This is a genomic window from Ancylobacter rudongensis (assembly GCF_900100155.1).
Taxonomy (GTDB): Bacteria; Pseudomonadota; Alphaproteobacteria; order Rhizobiales; family Xanthobacteraceae; genus Ancylobacter; species Ancylobacter rudongensis.
Genome location: NZ_FMTP01000005.1, coordinates 71,411 through 87,454 on the forward strand (window position 1 = coordinate 71,411; position 16,044 = coordinate 87,454).

Consider the following 16,044-nt stretch of genomic DNA (forward strand, 5'->3'; position numbering starts at 1 on the left):
AGCATCGGCCTCACCTTCACAGGAGATGAGGCCGATGAACCGTACGATCATTGCTGCAACTGCCGCTGCCCTTCTCGCCGGTGTGACCTTTGGCGTGGCGGCTCCCAAGCCGGGCGGCCCCGATCACTCTCGTCCGAGCGCCGAGCAGATGGCGGAATTCGCCGGCGCCATGAGCGACGCGCGCATCGCCGCCCTCAAGGCCGGGCTGCGGTTGACCGCTGAGCAGGAGAAGCTGTGGCCGGCGGTGGGGACCGCACTGCAGGAAGCCGCCAAGGAGCGGATGGAAAATCGCGCCGAGCGTCGCGCCGAACGGGCTGACAGGTCCAAGGACGAGCGTCCCGACATGATCGAGCGGCTGCGCGCGCAGGCCGACGGCATGGTCGAGCGCGGCCAGATGATGAAGAAGGTCGCCGACGCGGCCGCTCCGCTCTATGACGCCCTCGACGAGGCCCAGCAGCGCCGCTTCGCCATCCTGTTCAAGCAGGTCGAGCACCCGCGGATGGCCGACGGCCGTCACGGCCCTGGTCGCGATGGCAAGGGTCACGGCCCGCATCGCGCCGGCCCCGGCGGGTACGGGCACGACGGCCCGATGCACCACCGCATGCCGCCCGGCCCGATGGACGATGGCCCGGACGGGCCGGAGGCCGGCCCGGACGCCGAACCGCTCTGAGCGGCTGCAGCGGCGGGCACCCCACCCGCCTCCCACGTATCAGCCGCCGGCGTCTCGCCGGCGGCTTTTTCGTGAGTGCCGTCGTGGCCCCCTTACGCAGGGCGCCGGTGCCGGCGGCGTCAGCCCTCAGCCAGCTTCTCCAGAGCCTCGCCGCTCACGCGCTGCATGGTCCAGGCGTCCAGTGGCACGGCGCCGACCGAGCGGTAGAAGCGAATGGCGGGCGCGTTCCAGTCCAGCACGTTCCACTCGAAGCGGCCGAGCGCCTCGTCGACGCAGCGCCTTGCCAGCCGGCGCATCAGCGCCCTGGCGATGCCGCGTCCGCGAAATTGCGGGCGCACGAAGATGTCTTCCAGGAAGATGCCCTGCCGGCCGCGAAAGGTGGAGAAGGTGTAGTACCAGAGCGCGAAGCCGGCCGGCGCGCCGTCCCATTCGGCGATGTCGCAGAACACGCGAGGCTGCGGCCCGAAGAGGTCGCGGGCGAAATCCTCGGCCGTCGCTTCCACCTCGTGCAGCAGCTTTTCGTACTCGGCGAGCTCACGCACGAAGGAGAGGATCAGCGCGGCGTCGTCCGGCCGGGCAGGGCGCAGGGCAAGGGGCATCAGACCGCGACCTTCGCCTTGATCGCCGGGTGGGGGTCATAGCCTTCGATCGCGATGTCCTCGAAGCGGAAGGCGAACAGGTCATCCACGCCGGGGTTCAGCGTCAGGCGCGGCAGGGCGCGCGGGGTGCGCGAGAGCTGCTCGTGCACCTGGTCGAGGTGGTTGAGATAGATGTGCGCGTCGCCGAAGGTGTGGACGAAGTCGCCGGGCTGAAGGCCCGTCACCTGCGCCACCATATGGGTGAGGAGGGCGTAGGAGGCGATGTTGAACGGCACGCCGAGGAAGATGTCGGCGGAGCGCTGGTAGAGCTGGCAGGAGAGCCGCCCGTCCTGGACATAAAACTGGAACAGGCAGTGGCAGGGCGGCAGGGCCATTTTCGGTACGTCGGCCGGGTTCCAGGCCGAGACGATCAGCCGGCGCGAATCGGGGTTGCGGCGGATGTCGGCGACCACCTGCGCGATCTGGTCGATCACCCCGCCCTGCCCATCCGGCCAGGAACGCCACTGATGGCCATAGACGGGGCCAAGATCGCCCCTCGCGTCAGCCCACTCGTCCCAGATCGAGACGCCGTTTTCCTTGAGATAGGCGATGTTGGTATCGCCCGCGAGGAACCACAGCAATTCGTGGATGATCGAGCGCAGGTGCAGCTTCTTCGTGGTGACGAGGGGAAAGCCCTCTCCAAGGTCAAAGCGCATCTGGTGGCCAAAAACCGACAGCGTGCCGGTGCCGGTCCGGTCGTCCTTGCGCGTGCCCTCGCGCAGCACCCGTTCCAGAAGCTCGTGATAGTTCCGCATGCCTGTGGTTCCCGAGGCGTTCCCGCCCACTACATATAGCATAAGGCGGCGCTGGCACACCCGGCCGGCCGCCATTCGGCCCGGCGTTCCCAGCAAGCCCCTGCGCAGGCCGGGGCGGTAACGGGGAACATTCCCGGCAGGCTCGACTTGTCCCGATGCGACCAAAGTCTGAGGGAGGAAGCCGTGACTAAAAGCACCGACGCGCTCAACACCGATCTGCATCGCCTGCGCATGCACCTGAACTTGCTGGAAAAGGATGCGACGCACCCGCTCGACTTCACGGTGGAGCATGCTCACACGGCACCGGCGCTGGTGCTGCGCGAGGGTCAGGCCCTGCGTAGTGCCCATTCCGACGTGCGGCTCGACTATGAGATGATGCGCCAGATCTTCATGGAGACGCTGCGGACGGAAATTGCCGCGCAGGAGGAGAAGCTGCTCGGCACCAATGGCGGCAATCGGCCGATCGAGCATCTGCAATATGGCGACCAGACCGAGGCGTAGCGCCGGCAAGGGGATAGGAAGGGGGAGTTGCGCATGCCCCCTTCCAACCGGGCGGGCAAACCCCTATATTCAGTTTGCCGGCGCAAGCCGGATATGGCGATAAACGGACATCGGAATAAACTCTTCGGACCCGGGGGCAGTACCCGGCGCCTCCACCGGAACCCATCGAAGGGTGGGCTGCGGCGGGGGCGAAACAGGATCGACGAGAGCGTAAAGGGTCTTCTTTCGCCCGGCATGGTACCGCCGTCATCGGACCAAACATATAGTTGCCAACGACAACTATGCTCCGGTTGCTCAGGCCGCGTGAGCGGTTTGATCTACGGAAAATAAGTCCAAGCGGGTAGCACCGTGAGGCGGGGTTCGCAGGCACCTGGCAACAGAAGCCTGCACTTCATTCTCACAACCTACTGGCCGTCGGGGCGGAAATCGGGTTCATTGCCGGCATGAGCGTCGATCTGATCCGATATGACCTGCTTGTGCAGGATGCGTTGCGCGGCGTCGTTGGCCGCGTCCTGACCGATGTCGCCCGCGACGGGCTGCCCGGGGAGCACCATCTCTATCTGGCCTTCGATACCTGCGCGCCCGGCGTGCGGATTTCGCCGCGCCTGAAGGAACGCTACCCCGAAGAGATGACCATCGTGCTCCAGCATCAGTTCTGGGACCTGATCGTCACCGACCAGTTCTTCGAGGTCGGCCTTTCCTTCAATGGCATTCCCGAGCGCCTTCATGTGCCCTATGCGGCGCTGAAGGGCTTCTTCGACCCGTCGGTCAAGTTCGGGCTGCAGTTCGAATCGGTGGAAGACGAGGGCGACGTCGACGCGGAAGGCGATGGCCAGGATGGGCCCCCCGCCACGGCGCCGACGCCGATCGGCGAGGGACGACCCACCTCGGTTCCTTCCACCCGCGCGCCCGCGCGCCTGACTGAAGTGCCGCCCAAGGCGGCGCCGACCGAGGCCGTAGCGGCGCGGTCCATCGGGCCGAAGCCCGCCGCGCAGAAGCCCACCGAGACCAAGCCTGACGCCCCGGTCGCGGTACCCGATGCCAAGGCCGCGCCGAAGCCGGCCCCGCGCGCGCCGGTGCAGCATTCCGTCGACGCCGCCAGCCCGGAGGGCGCTGCGCGCTCATCCGCAGGCGACAAGGATGCCGACAAAAAAACGTCCGACAGCAAGGCCGGGGATGCCAAGGGCGCTCCGACGAAGGTGGACGACGACGAACCCACCGATGGCGGCTCGGGCGGCGCCCAGGTCGTGCGGCTCGATGCGTTCCGCAAGAAATAGACCTGTCGTCGCAACGCCTTGCGCACGGCCCTCGCCAGATGACCCCCGCCCAAGCCGGACGTGACCGTGGCTGCACAGCATGATGTGATCGTGGTCGGTGCCGGGGCGGGGGGGCTTGCGGCCGGGGCGCGGCTGAAACAGGCCGGGATCGACGTGCGCGTGGTGGAAGCCGCAGCCCGGACCGGCGGGCGGGCCTTTACCGATACCGCGACCTTCGGCGTCGCCTGGGATCGCGGATGTCATTGGCTGCACTCGGCTTCTGTCAATCCTTTGCGTGCCGCCGCCGACGAACTCGGCTTCGCCTATGTCGCGCGCGGAAACCGCAAGGCGCGGGCGACTCATCTCGGCGATCGCTGGGCCGATGAGGTGGAGTGTCAGGCCGTTTGGAACGACCTTCAGGCCGTTTACGCCGCCCTCCACAAGGCCGGCGAGGACGGGCGCGATATCGCGGCCAGCGAGGTGCTCGGCCCGGCGACGCGATGGACCCGCCTGGCCCGGCACTGGCTGACCGTGCTCTCGGCGGCCGAGCCGGAACGGCTCTCGACGCTCGACTACGCCGCCTATTCCGATACGGGCGAGAACTACCCGGTAGAGAAGGGTTATGGCGCGCTGGTGCAGGCGCTGGCCGCCCATGCGGCGCCGGATCTCGACATCGTGACCGGCTGCCCGGTCTCCACCATCGACTGGTCGGGGGAGGGGGTGTCGCTCGCCACCTCGCGCGGCACGCTGACCGCCCGGCTCGCCATCGTCGCGGTGCCGACGGCGGTAATCGCGCGCGGCGGCCTTGCCTTCGCGCCGCTGCTGCCGCCTGACCTCGCCGAGGCGTTCGAGGCGCTGCCGCTGGGGGCGGCGGAGAAGGTCGCCTTCCTGTTCGACCGCGACGTGTTCGGGGTCGAGCCCACCAGCTATATCGACACGCTCGACCTCAGGGACCCGAATCGCACGCCGGTGAACCTCACCCTGAACCCGTTCGGCCAGCCGATGGCGATCGCCCAGCTTGGCGGCGCCAACGCCGCAGAGCTGGTGCAGGCCGGGCCGGCGGCGATGCGCGATTTCGCCCTCGCCGCGCTCAAGGACGCCTTCGGCGCCGGGATCGAGACACATATTGCCGGCGTCGCCACGACAGGCTGGGTCGCCGACCCGCTGATCGGCGGCGGCTATAGCTGCGCGCTGCCGGGCTACGCCCCGATGCGCGCGCGGCTGACCCGGACACTGACCGAGCCTCTCGGCGAGCGCGTGCTGTTCGCCGGCGAGGCGTCCTCGCCCCACGCCTATTCCACCGCGCATGGCGCGCACCAGACCGGGCTTGCGGCGGCGGAAACGGCGCTGGCGCTGCTCCGTGGGAGGTCCGCATGACCGTGCTCACCCTTGTCGCCGCCGTGGCGGAGAACGGCGTCATCGGCCGCGGCGACGCGCTGCCCTGGCACATATCGGGCGATCTCAAGCGATTCCGGGCGATCACCTGGGGCAAGCCGATCCTGATGGGGCGGCGGACCTTCGAATCGATCGGCCGGCCGCTGCCGGGCCGCACCAGCCTCGTCATCACCCGCGACACCGGGTTCCGGCCGCCGGAGGGGGTGCTGGTGGTTTCCTCGCTCGGCGCGGCACTGGAGCGCGGGGCGCAGGAGGCGGCACGGCTCGGCGTCGACGAGATGGCGGTGGTGGGCGGCGCGCAGATCTATGCGCAGGCCTTTCCCCATGCCACGCGGCTGCGCCTGACCGAGGTGCATGGGCGGCCGGAGGGCGACGTGCATTTCCCCGCCTTTGCCCGCGAGGCCTGGCGGGAGGTCGGCCGCGAAGGGCCGATCCAAGGCGAGAAGGACGAGTTCGCCTTCAGCTTCGTGGATTACGATCGGGCGTGAGCGGCGACGGGGCGAGAACGGCCCCTCTCAGATTGGCGGCCTTTGACCTTGCGAACGGCCGATCCTGGATCGGCCGGCCTTCGACCTTGCGAACGACCGATCCTAGATCGGCCGGCCTTCCACCTTAATCGACAGTTCCTCTTCCAGATCCTTGATCTCGCCGAGATGAGGATAGAGGGCGAGGGCGTGCCGGGCTGCTTCCAGCGAGCGCTTCTCGTCGCCGATCTCCTTGCAGATGATGGCGATGCCGGCCCAGGCGCCATAATGGCGCGGCTCGCGGGCGACGACCTGGCGCAGGTCGATCAGCGCATTGGAAAAGTCCTGCCGCAGGAAGAAGACGGTGGCGCGCTTGTTCCACGCCTCCAGATAATCGGGCTCGATCGCCAGCAGGCCGTCCAGCAGTTCCACGGCCAGATCGAACTTCTTGGCCTGGGTTGCCTGCGAGGCGCGGGCCATCAGGAGGTCCGCCGTGTCGCTGCCCGAAGGCGTCAGGGCGACATCGATGCGGGCGGCGATAGCCTTGGCCGATTCCTCGTCCGGCGCCGCCTTCAGCGCGGCAAACAGCGCATCGAGCCGCTTGGCGCGGTCAGGTTCCGCCGGCTTCGCGGTCTCGGCGGATTTGGCGGTCTCGTCGGATTTGGCCGTCTCGCCGGGATTGGCCGACTCAGCGGGCGCGGCCGCCTCCGGCCGCTCCCCGGCATTGGGGGGCGGCTGGGTCTGGGCCATGGCGCCGAGCGGCGCGGCAGCAAGGATCAGGGCAGCAAAAAGGGCGCGCATGTCTCCATGTTAGGAGTCACGGCGCCCTTGAGCAATATTGTCCGCTAAAGGCCGCTAAATCGTGAACGCGGCCGGCAGAAGGCTCAGCAGCCTTCGTTCAGCAGCCCTGGCTCAGCCCTGGCGGGCCTTGAAGCGCTTCTGGGTCTTGTTGATGATGTAGACGCGGCCCTTGCGGCGCACCAGACGGTTGTCGCGGTGACGGCCGAGCAGCGACTTGAGCGAGTTGCGGATCTTCATGACACTAACCTTCGGATCGACGGCGCCTGCGTATGAGACGGCGCCCCATGGCCGCGCCTCGATCCGCCAGCAGAAATTGAGGCCCGGCTGATAGCGGAGGGGAGGGGGCCTTGTCAATCCGCGCGGCCGTTTCCCGCGCGGCCATCCTCAGTGTCGGCCGACACGGCCAAGGTGGGTGAGGGCAAAACCCGCGGGATATTTCAGGCCATAGCCCAGCAGCCGGTCGAGCCCGATATGCGCCGTCCAGACAAGGGCAATCGCGCCGGCAAGCGGCGCACTGACGCCATAGGCGAGCCCGCCGAGAAGGGCCGGGACGACATAAGTGTGGGCGGCATTATAGAAAAAGGCGCCGGGGCGCGGCCCGGCGAGATAGCCGAGCATGGACAGATCAGGCGCCAGAATCAGCGCCGCGAACAGCCACCAGCTGGCACCGAGCGCGGCATAGGCGACCAGCGCGGCGGCGAAGACGGCCAGCCCTTCGGCCCGCAAAAGCCGGGCCGGCGCGCCCATAGCCGCGCCCTTAGGCGCCTTGATGCTGTCCGCCATGGTTGTCCGCTCGGGTTTCAGAAGGCGCCCCGCGCCGCCTTGTAGGGCGCCATGCCGGCGCGGGCGAGCTCATCGGCGCGCTCGTTCATCTCGTCGCCGGCATGGCCCTTGACCCAGTGCCAGCGAATCTCGTGGCGGGCGATGGCCGCTTCCAGCCTCTCCCACAGGTCGACATTCTTCACCGGCTTCTTGTCGGCGGTGCGCCAGCCATTGCGCTTCCAGCCGGCGATCCATTTGGTGATGCCGTTGCGCATATATTCGCTGTCGGTGTGCAGATCGACCGTGCAGGGGCGCTTCAGCGCCTCCAGTGCGGAGATCGCCGCCATCAGCTCCATGCGGTTATTGGTGGTGGGGGTCTCGCCGCCGGACAGCTCCTTCTGCGAGCCGGCATAGCGCAGGATCGCGCCCCAGCCGCCGGGGCCGGGATTGCCGGAGCAGGCACCGTCGGTCCAGATGGCGACGATGCCCTTGGCCGTGTCGGTCGAGGCATCGTCGGCAAAGACTCGGGCGGTTCCGGGCGCTGTCTTCAAAGCGTTGGGCCTTCCATGATGCCGTAGTCGCGCGGGCTCGTCACCGAGCGGTGGAAGCGCAGCTTGCGCAGATATTCCAGCGGGTCGTGCGGGCGCACCAGCGCCCCGGGCGGCACGTTCAGCCAGTCGACCAGCCGGGTGAGCAGGAAGCGCAGCGCCGCCCCGCGCGCCAGCAGCGGCAGCGCGGCGATCTCGTCAGCCCCGAGCGGCCGCTCGGCCTGATAGGCGGCGAGCAACGCCCGGCCCTTGGTCTGGTTGAAGGCGCCGTCCGGCTCGAAGCACCAGGCGTTGAGGCAGATGGCGACGTCATAGGCCAGCAGGTCGTTGCAGCCGAAATAGAAGTCGATCAGCCCCGACAGCCGCCCATCGGTGAAGAACACATTGTCCGGAAACAGGTCGGCATGGATGACGCCGCCCGGCAAATCGGTCGGCCAGCGCGCCTCCAGCACGGAGAGCTCGTCGGCGATGAGGGCGGACAGGCCCGGCGCCACCGTGTCGGCCCGCGCGCCCGCCTGCTCATAGAGCGGGCGCCAGCCGGCGACCGAGAGCGCATTGGCGCGGTGGAAGGCGGTGAAGTCGGCCCCCGCCTTGTGCAGTTCCGCGAGCGCGCTGCCGAGGGCGGCGCAGTTGGCGGCGGTGGGGCGGCGCACCGAGGTGCCGACCAGGAAGGTGGCGATGAGCGCCGGCCGCCCGGCCAGCGTGCCGAGCGCCACGCCCTCGCGGTTGCGCACCGGCTGCGGGCAATCAATGCCGCGCGTCGCCAGATGCTCCATCAGCCCGACGAAGAAGGGCAGGTCGGCCGGGTTCACCCGCTTCTCATAGAGCGTGAGGATGAAGCTGCCGGCCTCGGTCTGCAGCAGGTAGTTGGAATTCTCGACGCCCTCGGCGATGCCCTTGAAGGCACGCAGACGGCCGAGATCATAGGTGGCAAGGAAGGCTTCGAGCTCTTCCGGGGAGACATCGGTGTAAACGGCCATGGGGTGGGGTCGAGCCTATTCGGCAGCGTCGGAACGGAGCTGCCGGGGCAGCGGGAAGAACACATCCTCATGGGCGGTATGCACCGTCTCCACCCTCAGCGTGTAGCGCGCGGCGAAGGCGTCGAGGATTTCCTCGACGAGGATTTCCGGGGCCGAGGCGCCGGCACTGACGCCCAGCGAGGCGATGGCGCCGAAGACGCCCCAGTCGATCTCGCCGGCGCGCTGCACCAGCACGGCATGGCGGCAGCCCTCGCGCTCGGCCGCCTCGCGCAGGCGCTGGGAATTGGACGAGTTGGGCGCGCCGACCACGATCATCGCGTCCACCGCCGGGGCGACGCGCTTGACCGCTTCCTGCCGGTTGGTGGTGGCGTAACAGATGTCCTCCTTGTGCGGCGCCACCATGGCGGGGAAGCGTTCGCGCAGGATGGCGACGATCTCGGCGGTGTCGTCGATCGAGAGGGTGGTCTGGGTGGTGAAGGCGAGATTGCCGGGGTCGCGGGGCTGGAACAGCCGCGCCTGCTCGGCGGTCTCGACCAGCGAGACGGCGCCCTCGGGCAGCTGGCCCATCGTGCCGATCACCTCGGGATGACCGGCATGGCCGATGAGCACGACCTCGCGCCCCCGCTTGTGATGGACGGTGGCCTCGCGGTGAACCTTGGTCACCAGCGGGCAGGTGGCGTCGATGGCGAAGAAATTGCGGCGGGCCGCGTCCTCCGGCACCGCGCGGGCGACGCCATGGGCGGAGAAGATGACCGGGGCGGTGGTGCCGGCGGGGATTTCGTCGAGTTCCTCGACGAAGACCGCGCCCTTTGCCTTCAGCCCTTCCACGACGTATTTATTGTGCACGATCTCGTGGCGCACATAGACCGGCGGGCCATAGATCTCCAGCGCCCGCTCCACCGCGTCGATGGCGCGCACCACGCCGGCGCAGAAGCCGCGCGGGGCGCAGAGAAGAACGCGAAGCTCGGGCTTCCGGGCAGATGTTTCGGGGGTCATCGCAGGGTCCAGCGGGGCCTCGCCACCGTCATGGGTGCCGGGGCCCGCGCTGTCAAGCGGGGCCGGATCAGGGCTGCTTGATGAAGGCGCCGACGATGTCGAGCGCCACCTCGTCGGAAATGACCGGCGTGCCGAAGCCCAGGCCGAAATCGCTGCGGCGGATTTCGGCGGTGGCGGTGAAGCCGATATTCTCGGCCTTGGTCATCGGGTTGATGCCGGCGCCGAAGAAGCTGACATCCAGCGTGACCGGCTTTGTCACCCCATGCAGCGTCAGTTCGCCCTCGATGGTTGCGTCGGTGCCTTCAACCGTCACTCGGGTGGATTTGAAGCTGGCGGTGGGGAATTTCGCCGTGTCGAGGATTTCCGGGCTCGCCAGATGGGCGGCAAAGCCCTCCGAGGTGACGCGCAGGCCCGACATGGGGATGGTGATGTCCAGCTTCGCCTCGTCCGGCTTGGTGGGGTCGAGAACCAGCGTCCCGGCGGAGGCGCCGAACATGCCGGCGAGCGGGGTGATGCCCATGTGATCGACGGTCCAGACGATCTGGGTGTGGTCCGGGTCGACGGTATAGCTGCCGCCGGTGATGCCGGCGACATCCTCGGTGCCGGGCATTTCGCGCTCGGCTTCCTGCGCGAAGGCGCCGGTGACGGCGGTGAGGAGGAGGGCGGCGGCGGTCAGAAGTCGAACAGGCTTCATCGCGTCATCCTTGCTGGTTGGGGGGGGCGCGGACGCTAGCAGCGCCGGAACATAACCGCCACCCCCGGCGCCGCGTCTTTGGATTTGCAGGAAGGCGCGCGGAAGCCTATATTCGCGACATCCCGGTCATCGCGAGACGGTCCGAGGCTCCGCCCCGCAGGGTGGTGGGGCGCGGGGAGAAGTTTGCGCGGCCGAAAGACCTCAAATCTGCACGCCGGCTCGGTTTCATCGCCAGCCCGGCGCCTCACTGGATGGAGCTGCGTCCCATGGCGAACGCCCCCCTCATGCCGAAGGCCACCGCCGTGTGGCTGGTCGAGAATACCGCGCTGACCTTCGACCAGATCGCGGACTTTTGTAAGCTGCATGTGCTTGAGGTGAAGGGCATCGCCGATGGCGAGGTCGCGCAGGGCATCAAGGGCAGCGACCCGATGACCACCAGCCAGCTGGCCCGCGAGGAAATCGAGCGCGCCGAGAAGAACCCGAATTACCGCCTGAAGCTGCTGGAATCGAAGGTACGCCTGCCGGAGCCCAAGCGCCGCCGTGGCCCGCGCTACACCCCGGTGTCCAAGCGCCAGGACCGCCCGAACGCCATTCTCTGGCTGCTGCGCAACCATCCGGAGCTGAAGGACAGCCAGATCATGCGGCTGGTCGGCACCACCAAGACGACCATCGAGTCGATCAAGGAGCGCACCCACTGGAACGCGGCGCATCTGACGCCGATGGACCCGGTGACGCTGGGCCTGTGCTCGCAGATCGACCTTGATATCGAGGTGCAGCGCTCCTCCAAGGACCGTCCTGCCACGGTGGCGCCGTCCGGCGAGCACGAGGCGACGCTGCTGCCGGTCGACGTGTCGATCGGCGACGGGCCGGAGCCCTTCGTGCCGAGCCGCAAGCCGCGCGAGGAGCCGATCGACCTGGAGACCGTGTTCGCCAAGCTCGGCGGCTCGCGCAAGAGCGAGGCCGACGACGAGGAATGAGCCCCGCCCTGCGGGGCGCACGGCCTGAAGGATCAAAGCCCGGGGGCGCACGCTCCCGGGCTTTTTCGTGAGAGAGGCTGCTAGAGCTGTTCACTGTTTCATGGAAACAGTGAAACGCTCTAACTCTTTCTTTTGTCGCGTTTTCTTCACGCGAACCGGTATCCACTTCGCTCGAAAACGCTCTAGGCGACCGTCACCTTGGCGAGGCCGCGCGCGCCCAGCGCAAGGGCGATCTCGTCGAGCGCGGCCGGGTCGTCGATGGTCGCGGGCATGTTCCACGGCTCGGCATCGGCGATCTTCTTCATCGTGCCGCGCAGGATCTTGCCCGAGCGGGTCTTGGGCAGCCGGTTGACGGTGATGGCGAGGCGGAAGGCCGCCACCGGGCCGATGCGCTCGCGCACGAGCGCCACGATCTCGGCCTCGATCTCGGCCGGCGAACGCGCCACTCCCGCCTTCAGCACCACGAAGCCGCAGGGCACCTCGCCCTTGAGCTCGTCATGAATGCCGATGACCGCGCACTCCGCGACATCGGCATGGGCGGCGAGCACTTCCTCCATGCCGCCGGTGGAGAGGCGGTGGCCGGCGACATTGATGATGTCGTCGGTGCGGCCCATGATGAAGAGCTGGCCATTGGCATCGGTGAAGCCGGCATCCGCCGTCTTGTAGTAGCCGGGGTAATCGACGAGGTAGCTCTCGCGAAAGCGCTCATCCTGCCGCCACAGGGTCGGCAGGCAGCCGGGCGGCAGCGGCAGCTTGATGGCGATGGAGCCCATGCGGTCGGGGCCGACCGGGTGGCCGCCCTCGTCGAGAATGTCGACCTGATAGCCGGGCATCGGCACGCCGGTGGAGCCGACGCGGATCGGCAGGGCGCCAAGGCCGACCGGGTTGCCGGCAATGGCCCATCCAGTCTCGGTCTGCCACCAATGGTCGACCACCGGCACGCCGAGCCGGGCCTTGGCCCATTCCACCGTGTCGGGGTCGGCCCGCTCCCCGGCGAGGAACAGGGTGCGCAGGCTTGAGCGATCATACGCGCCCATCAGCCGCCCTTCCGGGTCTTCTTTTTTGATGGCGCGCAGGGCGGTGGGGGCGGTGAACAGCACCGCCACCTTGTAGTCCTCGATCACCCGCCAGAAGGCGCCGGCATCGGGCGTGCCGACGGGCTTGCCCTCATAGAGCACGGTGGTGCAGCCGGCGAGCAGCGGCGCGTAGACGATGTAGGAATGGCCGACCACCCAGCCGATGTCGGACGCCGACCAGTAGACCTCGCCCGGGCGCACATCATAGAGGCCCTCCATCGACCAGCGCAGCGCCACCATATAGCCGCCGCTGTCGCGCACCACGCCCTTGGGCTTTCCGGTCGTGCCCGAGGTGTAGAGGATGTAGAGCGGATCGGTGGCGTCCACCGGCACGCATTCTGCCCGCAGGCCGGCGGCGAGCGCGGCTTCGCGCCGTGTGGCCCAGTCATGATCGCGGCCGGGCGCGAGCTTCGCCTCCACCTGCGGGCGCTGGAAGATCAGGCAGGCATCGGGCTTGTGCTTCGCCATGCTCAAGGCGAGGTCGAGCAGCGGCTTGTAGTGGACGATGCGCGAGGGCTCGATGCCGCAGGAGGCGGAGAGCACGAGCTTGGGCTGGGCATCCTCGATGCGGCTGGCAAGTTCGGCCGCCGCGAAGCCGCCGAACACGACCGAGTGCACCGCCCCGATCCGGGCGCAGGCCAGCATCGCGAACATCGCCTCGGGGATCATCGGCATGTAGATGACGACACGATCGCCCTTGCCGACGCCGAGCTCGCCCAGCACGCCGGCGAGCAGGCTCACCTCGCCCTTCAGCTCGGCATAGGTAATGCTGCGCTTGGCGCCGGCGACCGGGCTGTCATAAAAAATCGCTGGCTGCGCGCCGCGCCCGGCGGCGACATGCCGGTCCACCGCATTGTGGCAGACATTGGTGGTCCAGCCGGGAAACCAGCGGCCGTAAATGCCAAGGGTGGAATCGAAGACCCGTTCGCCTTCCGACGTCCAGTCGATGGCGCGGGCGGCGTCGCGCCAGAAGCCTTCCGGGTCGCGGATGGAATGGGCATGCAGGTCGGGGTAGCGGCTGGCGGCACCGGGCATGGCGGGCGTCTCCCTCGGGAACGTTCTTGTCGGGCAGGTTTTTTATGGCTCCGAGAGTTCGTCTTTCGCGCGCATCTGGCAAGACGCTGAAATGCTTACGCCCTTCGTCGGGTTGCTTCTGGTCGTCAGCTTGCCTGCGGCGGTGCGCCCAAGCGCACAAAAGCGAACCGCCGGCTGGGGGCCGGCGGCCGGGTCTTGTGTCCAGTCCTGTGGAGGGCCGGTCATGCCGACCGAGCACTGCCAGGATGCGATCCGATTGGACCGATCTGCTCGCGCAAACGCCTATCGCTCTGCAAAAGAGAACGTGTTGTCCGATCCGCGTGCGGGGCAGGCCTGGCGGGGGCGTGGTCTAGTGGAGGGTCGCGCCCTTGCAGCGGGCGATTTCGTCCTTGAGGATCAGCTTGCGCCGTTTGAGATCAGCGATGCGGGTGTCGTCCGTCGCGGGGCGGGTAATCTCTTCCCGCAATTGCTTCTCGAGTGCCTGGTGGCGACGTTCCAACTCGGCAACATGCGACTGCATGGTCATGGACAGTATCTCCTGTCTTCCGAAGCGAACGTCATCAGTCTGTCACGAGAGACACGGGCTGTCGATGAAAGGATGTGCTGCGCTGCAGCGTGGTAACCGGAGGGGGCGGCAGCCCCGCTGTTGCGGCCGGGGCGCTGGACGGCGATACTCTGTTTGGATCCCGGCCCTGCCGGGGATGAGTCGGTTTTCGGGTCAGGCGTTTGACACAGATGACGGCGGATGAGGAACGCGAGCTCCTGGCTCACCTAGAGCGCTTGCGGCAGGAGCACCGTGATCTGGATGTTGCGATCCAGGCACTTCAGGACATGCCGGGCAGCGACCAGCTTCAGCTCGCCCGCTTCAAGAAGCGCAAGCTGCAGCTGCGCGATCGCATCGGCTATATCGAGGATCAGATCTGCCCGGATATCATCGCCTGAGCGATGGATCGCCGGTCCGGGGCTCAGGCGGACGATCCCGGCGCGAGGGCTGCGCCGTCGGCCGGGATCGGCGTCGACAGGCTCAGAACTGGGTGAGCAGCACGTCGGCGTTGGTCTTGTCGGCCTTGCTCGGCACGTCCTCGACATTGAGGATCATCACCTCGCCGTCGTCGACCAGCATGGAATAGCGCTTGGAGCGCACGCCGAGGCCGGCACCGGAGGCGTCGAAGTCGAGGCCGACCGCCTTGGCGAACTCGGCATTGCCGTCCGACAGGAAGACGATCTTGCCATTGGCGTTGGACGCCTTTTCCCAGGCCGCCATCACGAAGGGATCGTTCACCGCCGTCACCGCAATGGTGCTGACGCCCTTTGCGAGGATTTCCTCGGCGCGGGCGATGAAGCTCGGCAGGTGGTTCTTGTGGCAGGTGGGCGTGAAGGCGCCGGGAACGGCGAACAGCACGACCTTCTTGTTCTTGAACAGCTCATCGGTGGATTTCGGCACCGGGCCGTCCTCCGTGGCTACGCGGAAAGTGACGCTGGGAAGCTGGTCGCCGACCTTGATCGTCATGGGTGTTTCCTTTCTTACGGCGGAGAATGGGGAACGGAACCCGCCGAGGGACCGTGCAGACCGGCGCCCGCCGCGACGGGCGGGTCAGGTCGGACGGTACCATAGCGATTTCCCGCGTGGCGGGAAGCGGGTTCAGCGGGCGGAAAGAGGCGCGTCCACCTCGATGGCGCGCTCGCCATCGACGAGGGTGAAGCGCAGACGGGCGGTGGCGACGTCCACGCCGCTGGGAACGCCCTCGACGGGCAACACGAAAACGGTCCGCCCGTCGGCCCCGGTCTCGCGCGACGGCAGCGGCAGCGCCCAGTCCTCGCCCGGTCCCTCGACGAACAGATCGGCCGCCTCGGCGTGGTCGACATGGGTCACGATGCGCAGGACGGCGCCATCGGCGCCCTGGTGCAGTTCGGCGGTGGCGATCCCCGTTTCGCCCTGCGCGCCGAGCGTGGCCGGGTGCGGAACGCTTGCCAGCGCCTGCTTCAGAGCGGGGTAGGCCGTGGCGGCGCCGCCGGGCGGCAGAGCGAGGTCGAGCGCGGCATTGGCCGGCTGGCAGATCTTGCCGCAGACGGCGAAATCGAGGTTCAGCTTCAGCTCGACCGGCTGCGCCCGGTCCTTCGGGGTGATGCGCAGCGGCAGCACGACGTCGTGCTTGTAGCCGATGGAGAAGGAGCCGCCATCGTCGAACCGCGTGGGGGCCGGCCACAGCACCTCGACCGCCTCGACATTGCGCGAGCCGCTCCAGTCGAAATGCGGCGGCACCCCGCTGTCGCCGGGATAGCGCCAATAGGTCTTCAGTCCCGGGGGCAGGCGGATTTCAACACCGCCCATCAGCGCGCCGTCCTGGCTCCCGCCCGCGACGAGGCGCGCGGCGGTGCCTTCCGGGGCGGACCAGGCGGACATGTCGCCGGCAAGGGCCGGGCCCGCGAGGGGCACGAGCGCAAGCGAGCACAGAGTGTAGTGACGCAGACGGGAGAGCATGGCCAAGGCGATAG

19 protein-coding genes, 1 other RNA gene and 1 pseudogene are annotated in these 16,044 nt (G+C 68.0%); 8 read left to right on the forward strand and 13 right to left on the reverse strand.

Annotation, left to right across the window (positions count from 1 at the left end):
- Window positions 1–34: 34 nt before the first annotated feature.
- A complete protein-coding gene (locus tag BLO63_RS13720; protein WP_091441563.1) occupies window positions 35–670 on the forward strand; it encodes a Spy/CpxP family protein refolding chaperone in 636 nt (211 codons plus the stop codon).
- A gap of 119 nt (window positions 671–789) precedes the next feature.
- Here BLO63_RS13720 and BLO63_RS13725 read toward each other — a convergent pair whose 3' ends face one another.
- Together BLO63_RS13725 and BLO63_RS13730 are read right to left on the reverse strand one after the other, a co-directional pair.
- Window positions 790–1,269, reverse strand: a complete 480-nt coding sequence (locus BLO63_RS13725) for a GNAT family N-acetyltransferase (protein ID WP_091441564.1) — start codon at window positions 1,267–1,269, stop codon at window positions 790–792.
- Window positions 1,269–2,063: a thymidylate synthase gene (locus tag BLO63_RS13730; RefSeq protein ID WP_091441565.1), complete on the reverse strand. Its 795-nt coding sequence runs from the start codon at window positions 2,061–2,063 to the stop codon at window positions 1,269–1,271. The genes BLO63_RS13725 and BLO63_RS13730 overlap by 1 nt, the downstream gene beginning before the upstream one ends.
- Before the next feature lie 183 nt (window positions 2,064–2,246).
- Here BLO63_RS13730 and BLO63_RS13735 point away from each other — a divergent pair, with 183 nt between their 5' ends.
- The 5 genes and pseudogenes from BLO63_RS13735 (at window position 2,247) to BLO63_RS13755 (ending at window position 5,703) form a co-directional block, all read left to right on the forward strand.
- The gene (locus BLO63_RS13735) at window positions 2,247–2,564 is read left to right on the forward strand and encodes a hypothetical protein (protein ID WP_091441566.1); all 318 of its coding nucleotides are present in this window, start codon (window positions 2,247–2,249) and stop codon (window positions 2,562–2,564) included.
- Window positions 2,565–2,601: 37 nt separating this feature from the next.
- Window positions 2,602–2,955: a transfer-messenger RNA gene (ssrA, locus tag BLO63_RS13740) on the forward strand.
- Between the two features lie 52 nt (window positions 2,956–3,007).
- Window positions 3,008–3,505 (forward strand): annotated as a pseudogene (locus BLO63_RS21535) (SspB family protein); the annotation flags it as partial.
- A gap of 402 nt (window positions 3,506–3,907) precedes the next feature.
- Window positions 3,908–5,197, forward strand: a complete 1,290-nt coding sequence (locus BLO63_RS13750; RefSeq protein ID WP_244517874.1) for a flavin monoamine oxidase family protein — start codon at window positions 3,908–3,910, stop codon at window positions 5,195–5,197.
- Window positions 5,194–5,703, forward strand: coding sequence for a dihydrofolate reductase (locus BLO63_RS13755; RefSeq protein ID WP_091441570.1), 510 nt, complete (start codon window positions 5,194–5,196; stop codon window positions 5,701–5,703). The genes BLO63_RS13750 and BLO63_RS13755 overlap by 4 nt, the downstream gene beginning before the upstream one ends.
- Before the next feature lie 102 nt (window positions 5,704–5,805).
- Here BLO63_RS13755 and BLO63_RS13760 read toward each other — a convergent pair whose 3' ends face one another.
- The 7 genes from BLO63_RS13760 to BLO63_RS13790 all read right to left on the reverse strand — a co-directional run bounded on the left by BLO63_RS13760 (window position 5,806) and on the right by BLO63_RS13790 (window position 10,460).
- On the reverse strand, window positions 5,806–6,480 hold the full coding sequence (locus BLO63_RS13760) for a tetratricopeptide repeat protein (protein WP_091441572.1): 675 nt from the start codon (window positions 6,478–6,480) through the stop codon (window positions 5,806–5,808).
- Between the two features lie 111 nt (window positions 6,481–6,591).
- Window positions 6,592–6,717, reverse strand: a complete 126-nt coding sequence (gene ykgO / locus BLO63_RS13765) for a type B 50S ribosomal protein L36 (protein WP_013167868.1) — start codon at window positions 6,715–6,717, stop codon at window positions 6,592–6,594.
- 147 nt (window positions 6,718–6,864) lie between these two features.
- On the reverse strand, window positions 6,865–7,263 hold the full coding sequence (locus tag BLO63_RS13770) for a DUF4260 domain-containing protein (protein ID WP_091441573.1): 399 nt from the start codon (window positions 7,261–7,263) through the stop codon (window positions 6,865–6,867).
- A gap of 17 nt (window positions 7,264–7,280) precedes the next feature.
- On the reverse strand, window positions 7,281–7,793 hold the full coding sequence (gene rnhA, locus BLO63_RS13775) for a ribonuclease HI (protein ID WP_091441575.1): 513 nt from the start codon (window positions 7,791–7,793) through the stop codon (window positions 7,281–7,283).
- Window positions 7,790–8,770 carry a homoserine kinase gene (locus tag BLO63_RS13780; RefSeq protein WP_091441577.1) on the reverse strand — a complete coding sequence of 327 codons (981 nt, stop codon included), beginning with the start codon at window positions 8,768–8,770 and terminating at the stop codon, window positions 7,790–7,792. Before BLO63_RS13780 ends, rnhA begins: the two co-directional genes overlap by 4 nt.
- A 15-nt stretch (window positions 8,771–8,785) precedes the next feature.
- The gene (ispH, locus tag BLO63_RS13785) at window positions 8,786–9,766 is read right to left on the reverse strand and encodes a 4-hydroxy-3-methylbut-2-enyl diphosphate reductase (protein WP_091441578.1); all 981 of its coding nucleotides are present in this window, start codon (window positions 9,764–9,766) and stop codon (window positions 8,786–8,788) included.
- A gap of 67 nt (window positions 9,767–9,833) precedes the next feature.
- Complete coding sequence (locus tag BLO63_RS13790) at window positions 9,834–10,460, reverse strand: YceI family protein (protein WP_091441580.1); 627 nt, start codon at window positions 10,458–10,460, stop codon at window positions 9,834–9,836.
- A 266-nt stretch (window positions 10,461–10,726) separates the two neighbouring features.
- Here BLO63_RS13790 and BLO63_RS13795 point away from each other — a divergent pair, with 266 nt between their 5' ends.
- Window positions 10,727–11,437 (forward strand): DUF1013 domain-containing protein, encoded by a 711-nt coding sequence (locus tag BLO63_RS13795; protein ID WP_091441581.1) that lies wholly within the window; start codon window positions 10,727–10,729, stop codon window positions 11,435–11,437.
- A 182-nt stretch (window positions 11,438–11,619) separates the two neighbouring features.
- Here the strand turns inward: BLO63_RS13795 and BLO63_RS13800 are convergent, their stop codons facing one another.
- Complete coding sequence (locus BLO63_RS13800; RefSeq protein ID WP_091441583.1) at window positions 11,620–13,548, reverse strand: propionyl-CoA synthetase; 1,929 nt, start codon at window positions 13,546–13,548, stop codon at window positions 11,620–11,622.
- A gap of 349 nt (window positions 13,549–13,897) precedes the next feature.
- Complete coding sequence (locus BLO63_RS13805) at window positions 13,898–14,074, reverse strand: YdcH family protein (protein ID WP_018387730.1); 177 nt, start codon at window positions 14,072–14,074, stop codon at window positions 13,898–13,900.
- A 209-nt stretch (window positions 14,075–14,283) separates the two neighbouring features.
- Here BLO63_RS13805 and BLO63_RS13810 point away from each other — a divergent pair, with 209 nt between their 5' ends.
- On the forward strand, window positions 14,284–14,490 hold the full coding sequence (locus BLO63_RS13810) for a YdcH family protein (protein ID WP_018387729.1): 207 nt from the start codon (window positions 14,284–14,286) through the stop codon (window positions 14,488–14,490).
- 82 nt (window positions 14,491–14,572) lie between these two features.
- Here the strand turns inward: BLO63_RS13810 and BLO63_RS13815 are convergent, their stop codons facing one another.
- Window positions 14,573–15,058 (reverse strand): peroxiredoxin, encoded by a 486-nt coding sequence (locus tag BLO63_RS13815; protein WP_091441585.1) that lies wholly within the window; start codon window positions 15,056–15,058, stop codon window positions 14,573–14,575.
- A 132-nt stretch (window positions 15,059–15,190) separates the two neighbouring features.
- Window positions 15,191–16,030, reverse strand: coding sequence for a protein-disulfide reductase DsbD domain-containing protein (locus BLO63_RS13820; protein ID WP_244517889.1), 840 nt, complete (start codon window positions 16,028–16,030; stop codon window positions 15,191–15,193).
- Window positions 16,031–16,044 lie beyond the last annotated feature (14 nt).

What these genes read in the sequence shown, in the direction of transcription:
- BLO63_RS13720 (WP_091441563.1), top strand. Translation starts at nt 35, where the DNA reads ATGAACCGTACGATCATTGCTGCAACTGCCGCTGCCCTTCTCGCCGGT.
- BLO63_RS13725 (WP_091441564.1), bottom strand. Translation starts at nt 1,269, where the DNA reads ATGCCCCTTGCCCTGCGCCCTGCCCGGCCGGACGACGCCGCGCTGATC.
- BLO63_RS13730 (WP_091441565.1), bottom strand. Translation starts at nt 2,063, where the DNA reads ATGCGGAACTATCACGAGCTTCTGGAACGGGTGCTGCGCGAGGGCACG.
- BLO63_RS13755 (WP_091441570.1), top strand. Translation starts at nt 5,194, where the DNA reads ATGACCGTGCTCACCCTTGTCGCCGCCGTGGCGGAGAACGGCGTCATC.
- BLO63_RS13760 (WP_091441572.1), bottom strand. Translation starts at nt 6,480, where the DNA reads ATGCGCGCCCTTTTTGCTGCCCTGATCCTTGCTGCCGCGCCGCTCGGC.
- ykgO (WP_013167868.1), bottom strand. Translation starts at nt 6,717, where the DNA reads ATGAAGATCCGCAACTCGCTCAAGTCGCTGCTCGGCCGTCACCGCGAC.
- BLO63_RS13770 (WP_091441573.1), bottom strand. Translation starts at nt 7,263, where the DNA reads ATGGCGGACAGCATCAAGGCGCCTAAGGGCGCGGCTATGGGCGCGCCG.
- BLO63_RS13780 (WP_091441577.1), bottom strand. Translation starts at nt 8,770, where the DNA reads ATGGCCGTTTACACCGATGTCTCCCCGGAAGAGCTCGAAGCCTTCCTT.
- ispH (WP_091441578.1), bottom strand. Translation starts at nt 9,766, where the DNA reads ATGACCCCCGAAACATCTGCCCGGAAGCCCGAGCTTCGCGTTCTTCTC.
- BLO63_RS13790 (WP_091441580.1), bottom strand. Translation starts at nt 10,460, where the DNA reads ATGAAGCCTGTTCGACTTCTGACCGCCGCCGCCCTCCTCCTCACCGCC.
- BLO63_RS13795 (WP_091441581.1), top strand. Translation starts at nt 10,727, where the DNA reads ATGGCGAACGCCCCCCTCATGCCGAAGGCCACCGCCGTGTGGCTGGTC.
- BLO63_RS13800 (WP_091441583.1), bottom strand. Translation starts at nt 13,548, where the DNA reads ATGCCCGGTGCCGCCAGCCGCTACCCCGACCTGCATGCCCATTCCATC.
- BLO63_RS13805 (WP_018387730.1), bottom strand. Translation starts at nt 14,074, where the DNA reads ATGACCATGCAGTCGCATGTTGCCGAGTTGGAACGTCGCCACCAGGCA.
- BLO63_RS13810 (WP_018387729.1), top strand. Translation starts at nt 14,284, where the DNA reads ATGACGGCGGATGAGGAACGCGAGCTCCTGGCTCACCTAGAGCGCTTG.
- BLO63_RS13815 (WP_091441585.1), bottom strand. Translation starts at nt 15,058, where the DNA reads ATGACGATCAAGGTCGGCGACCAGCTTCCCAGCGTCACTTTCCGCGTA.
- BLO63_RS13820 (WP_244517889.1), bottom strand. Translation starts at nt 16,030, where the DNA reads ATGCTCTCCCGTCTGCGTCACTACACTCTGTGCTCGCTTGCGCTCGTG.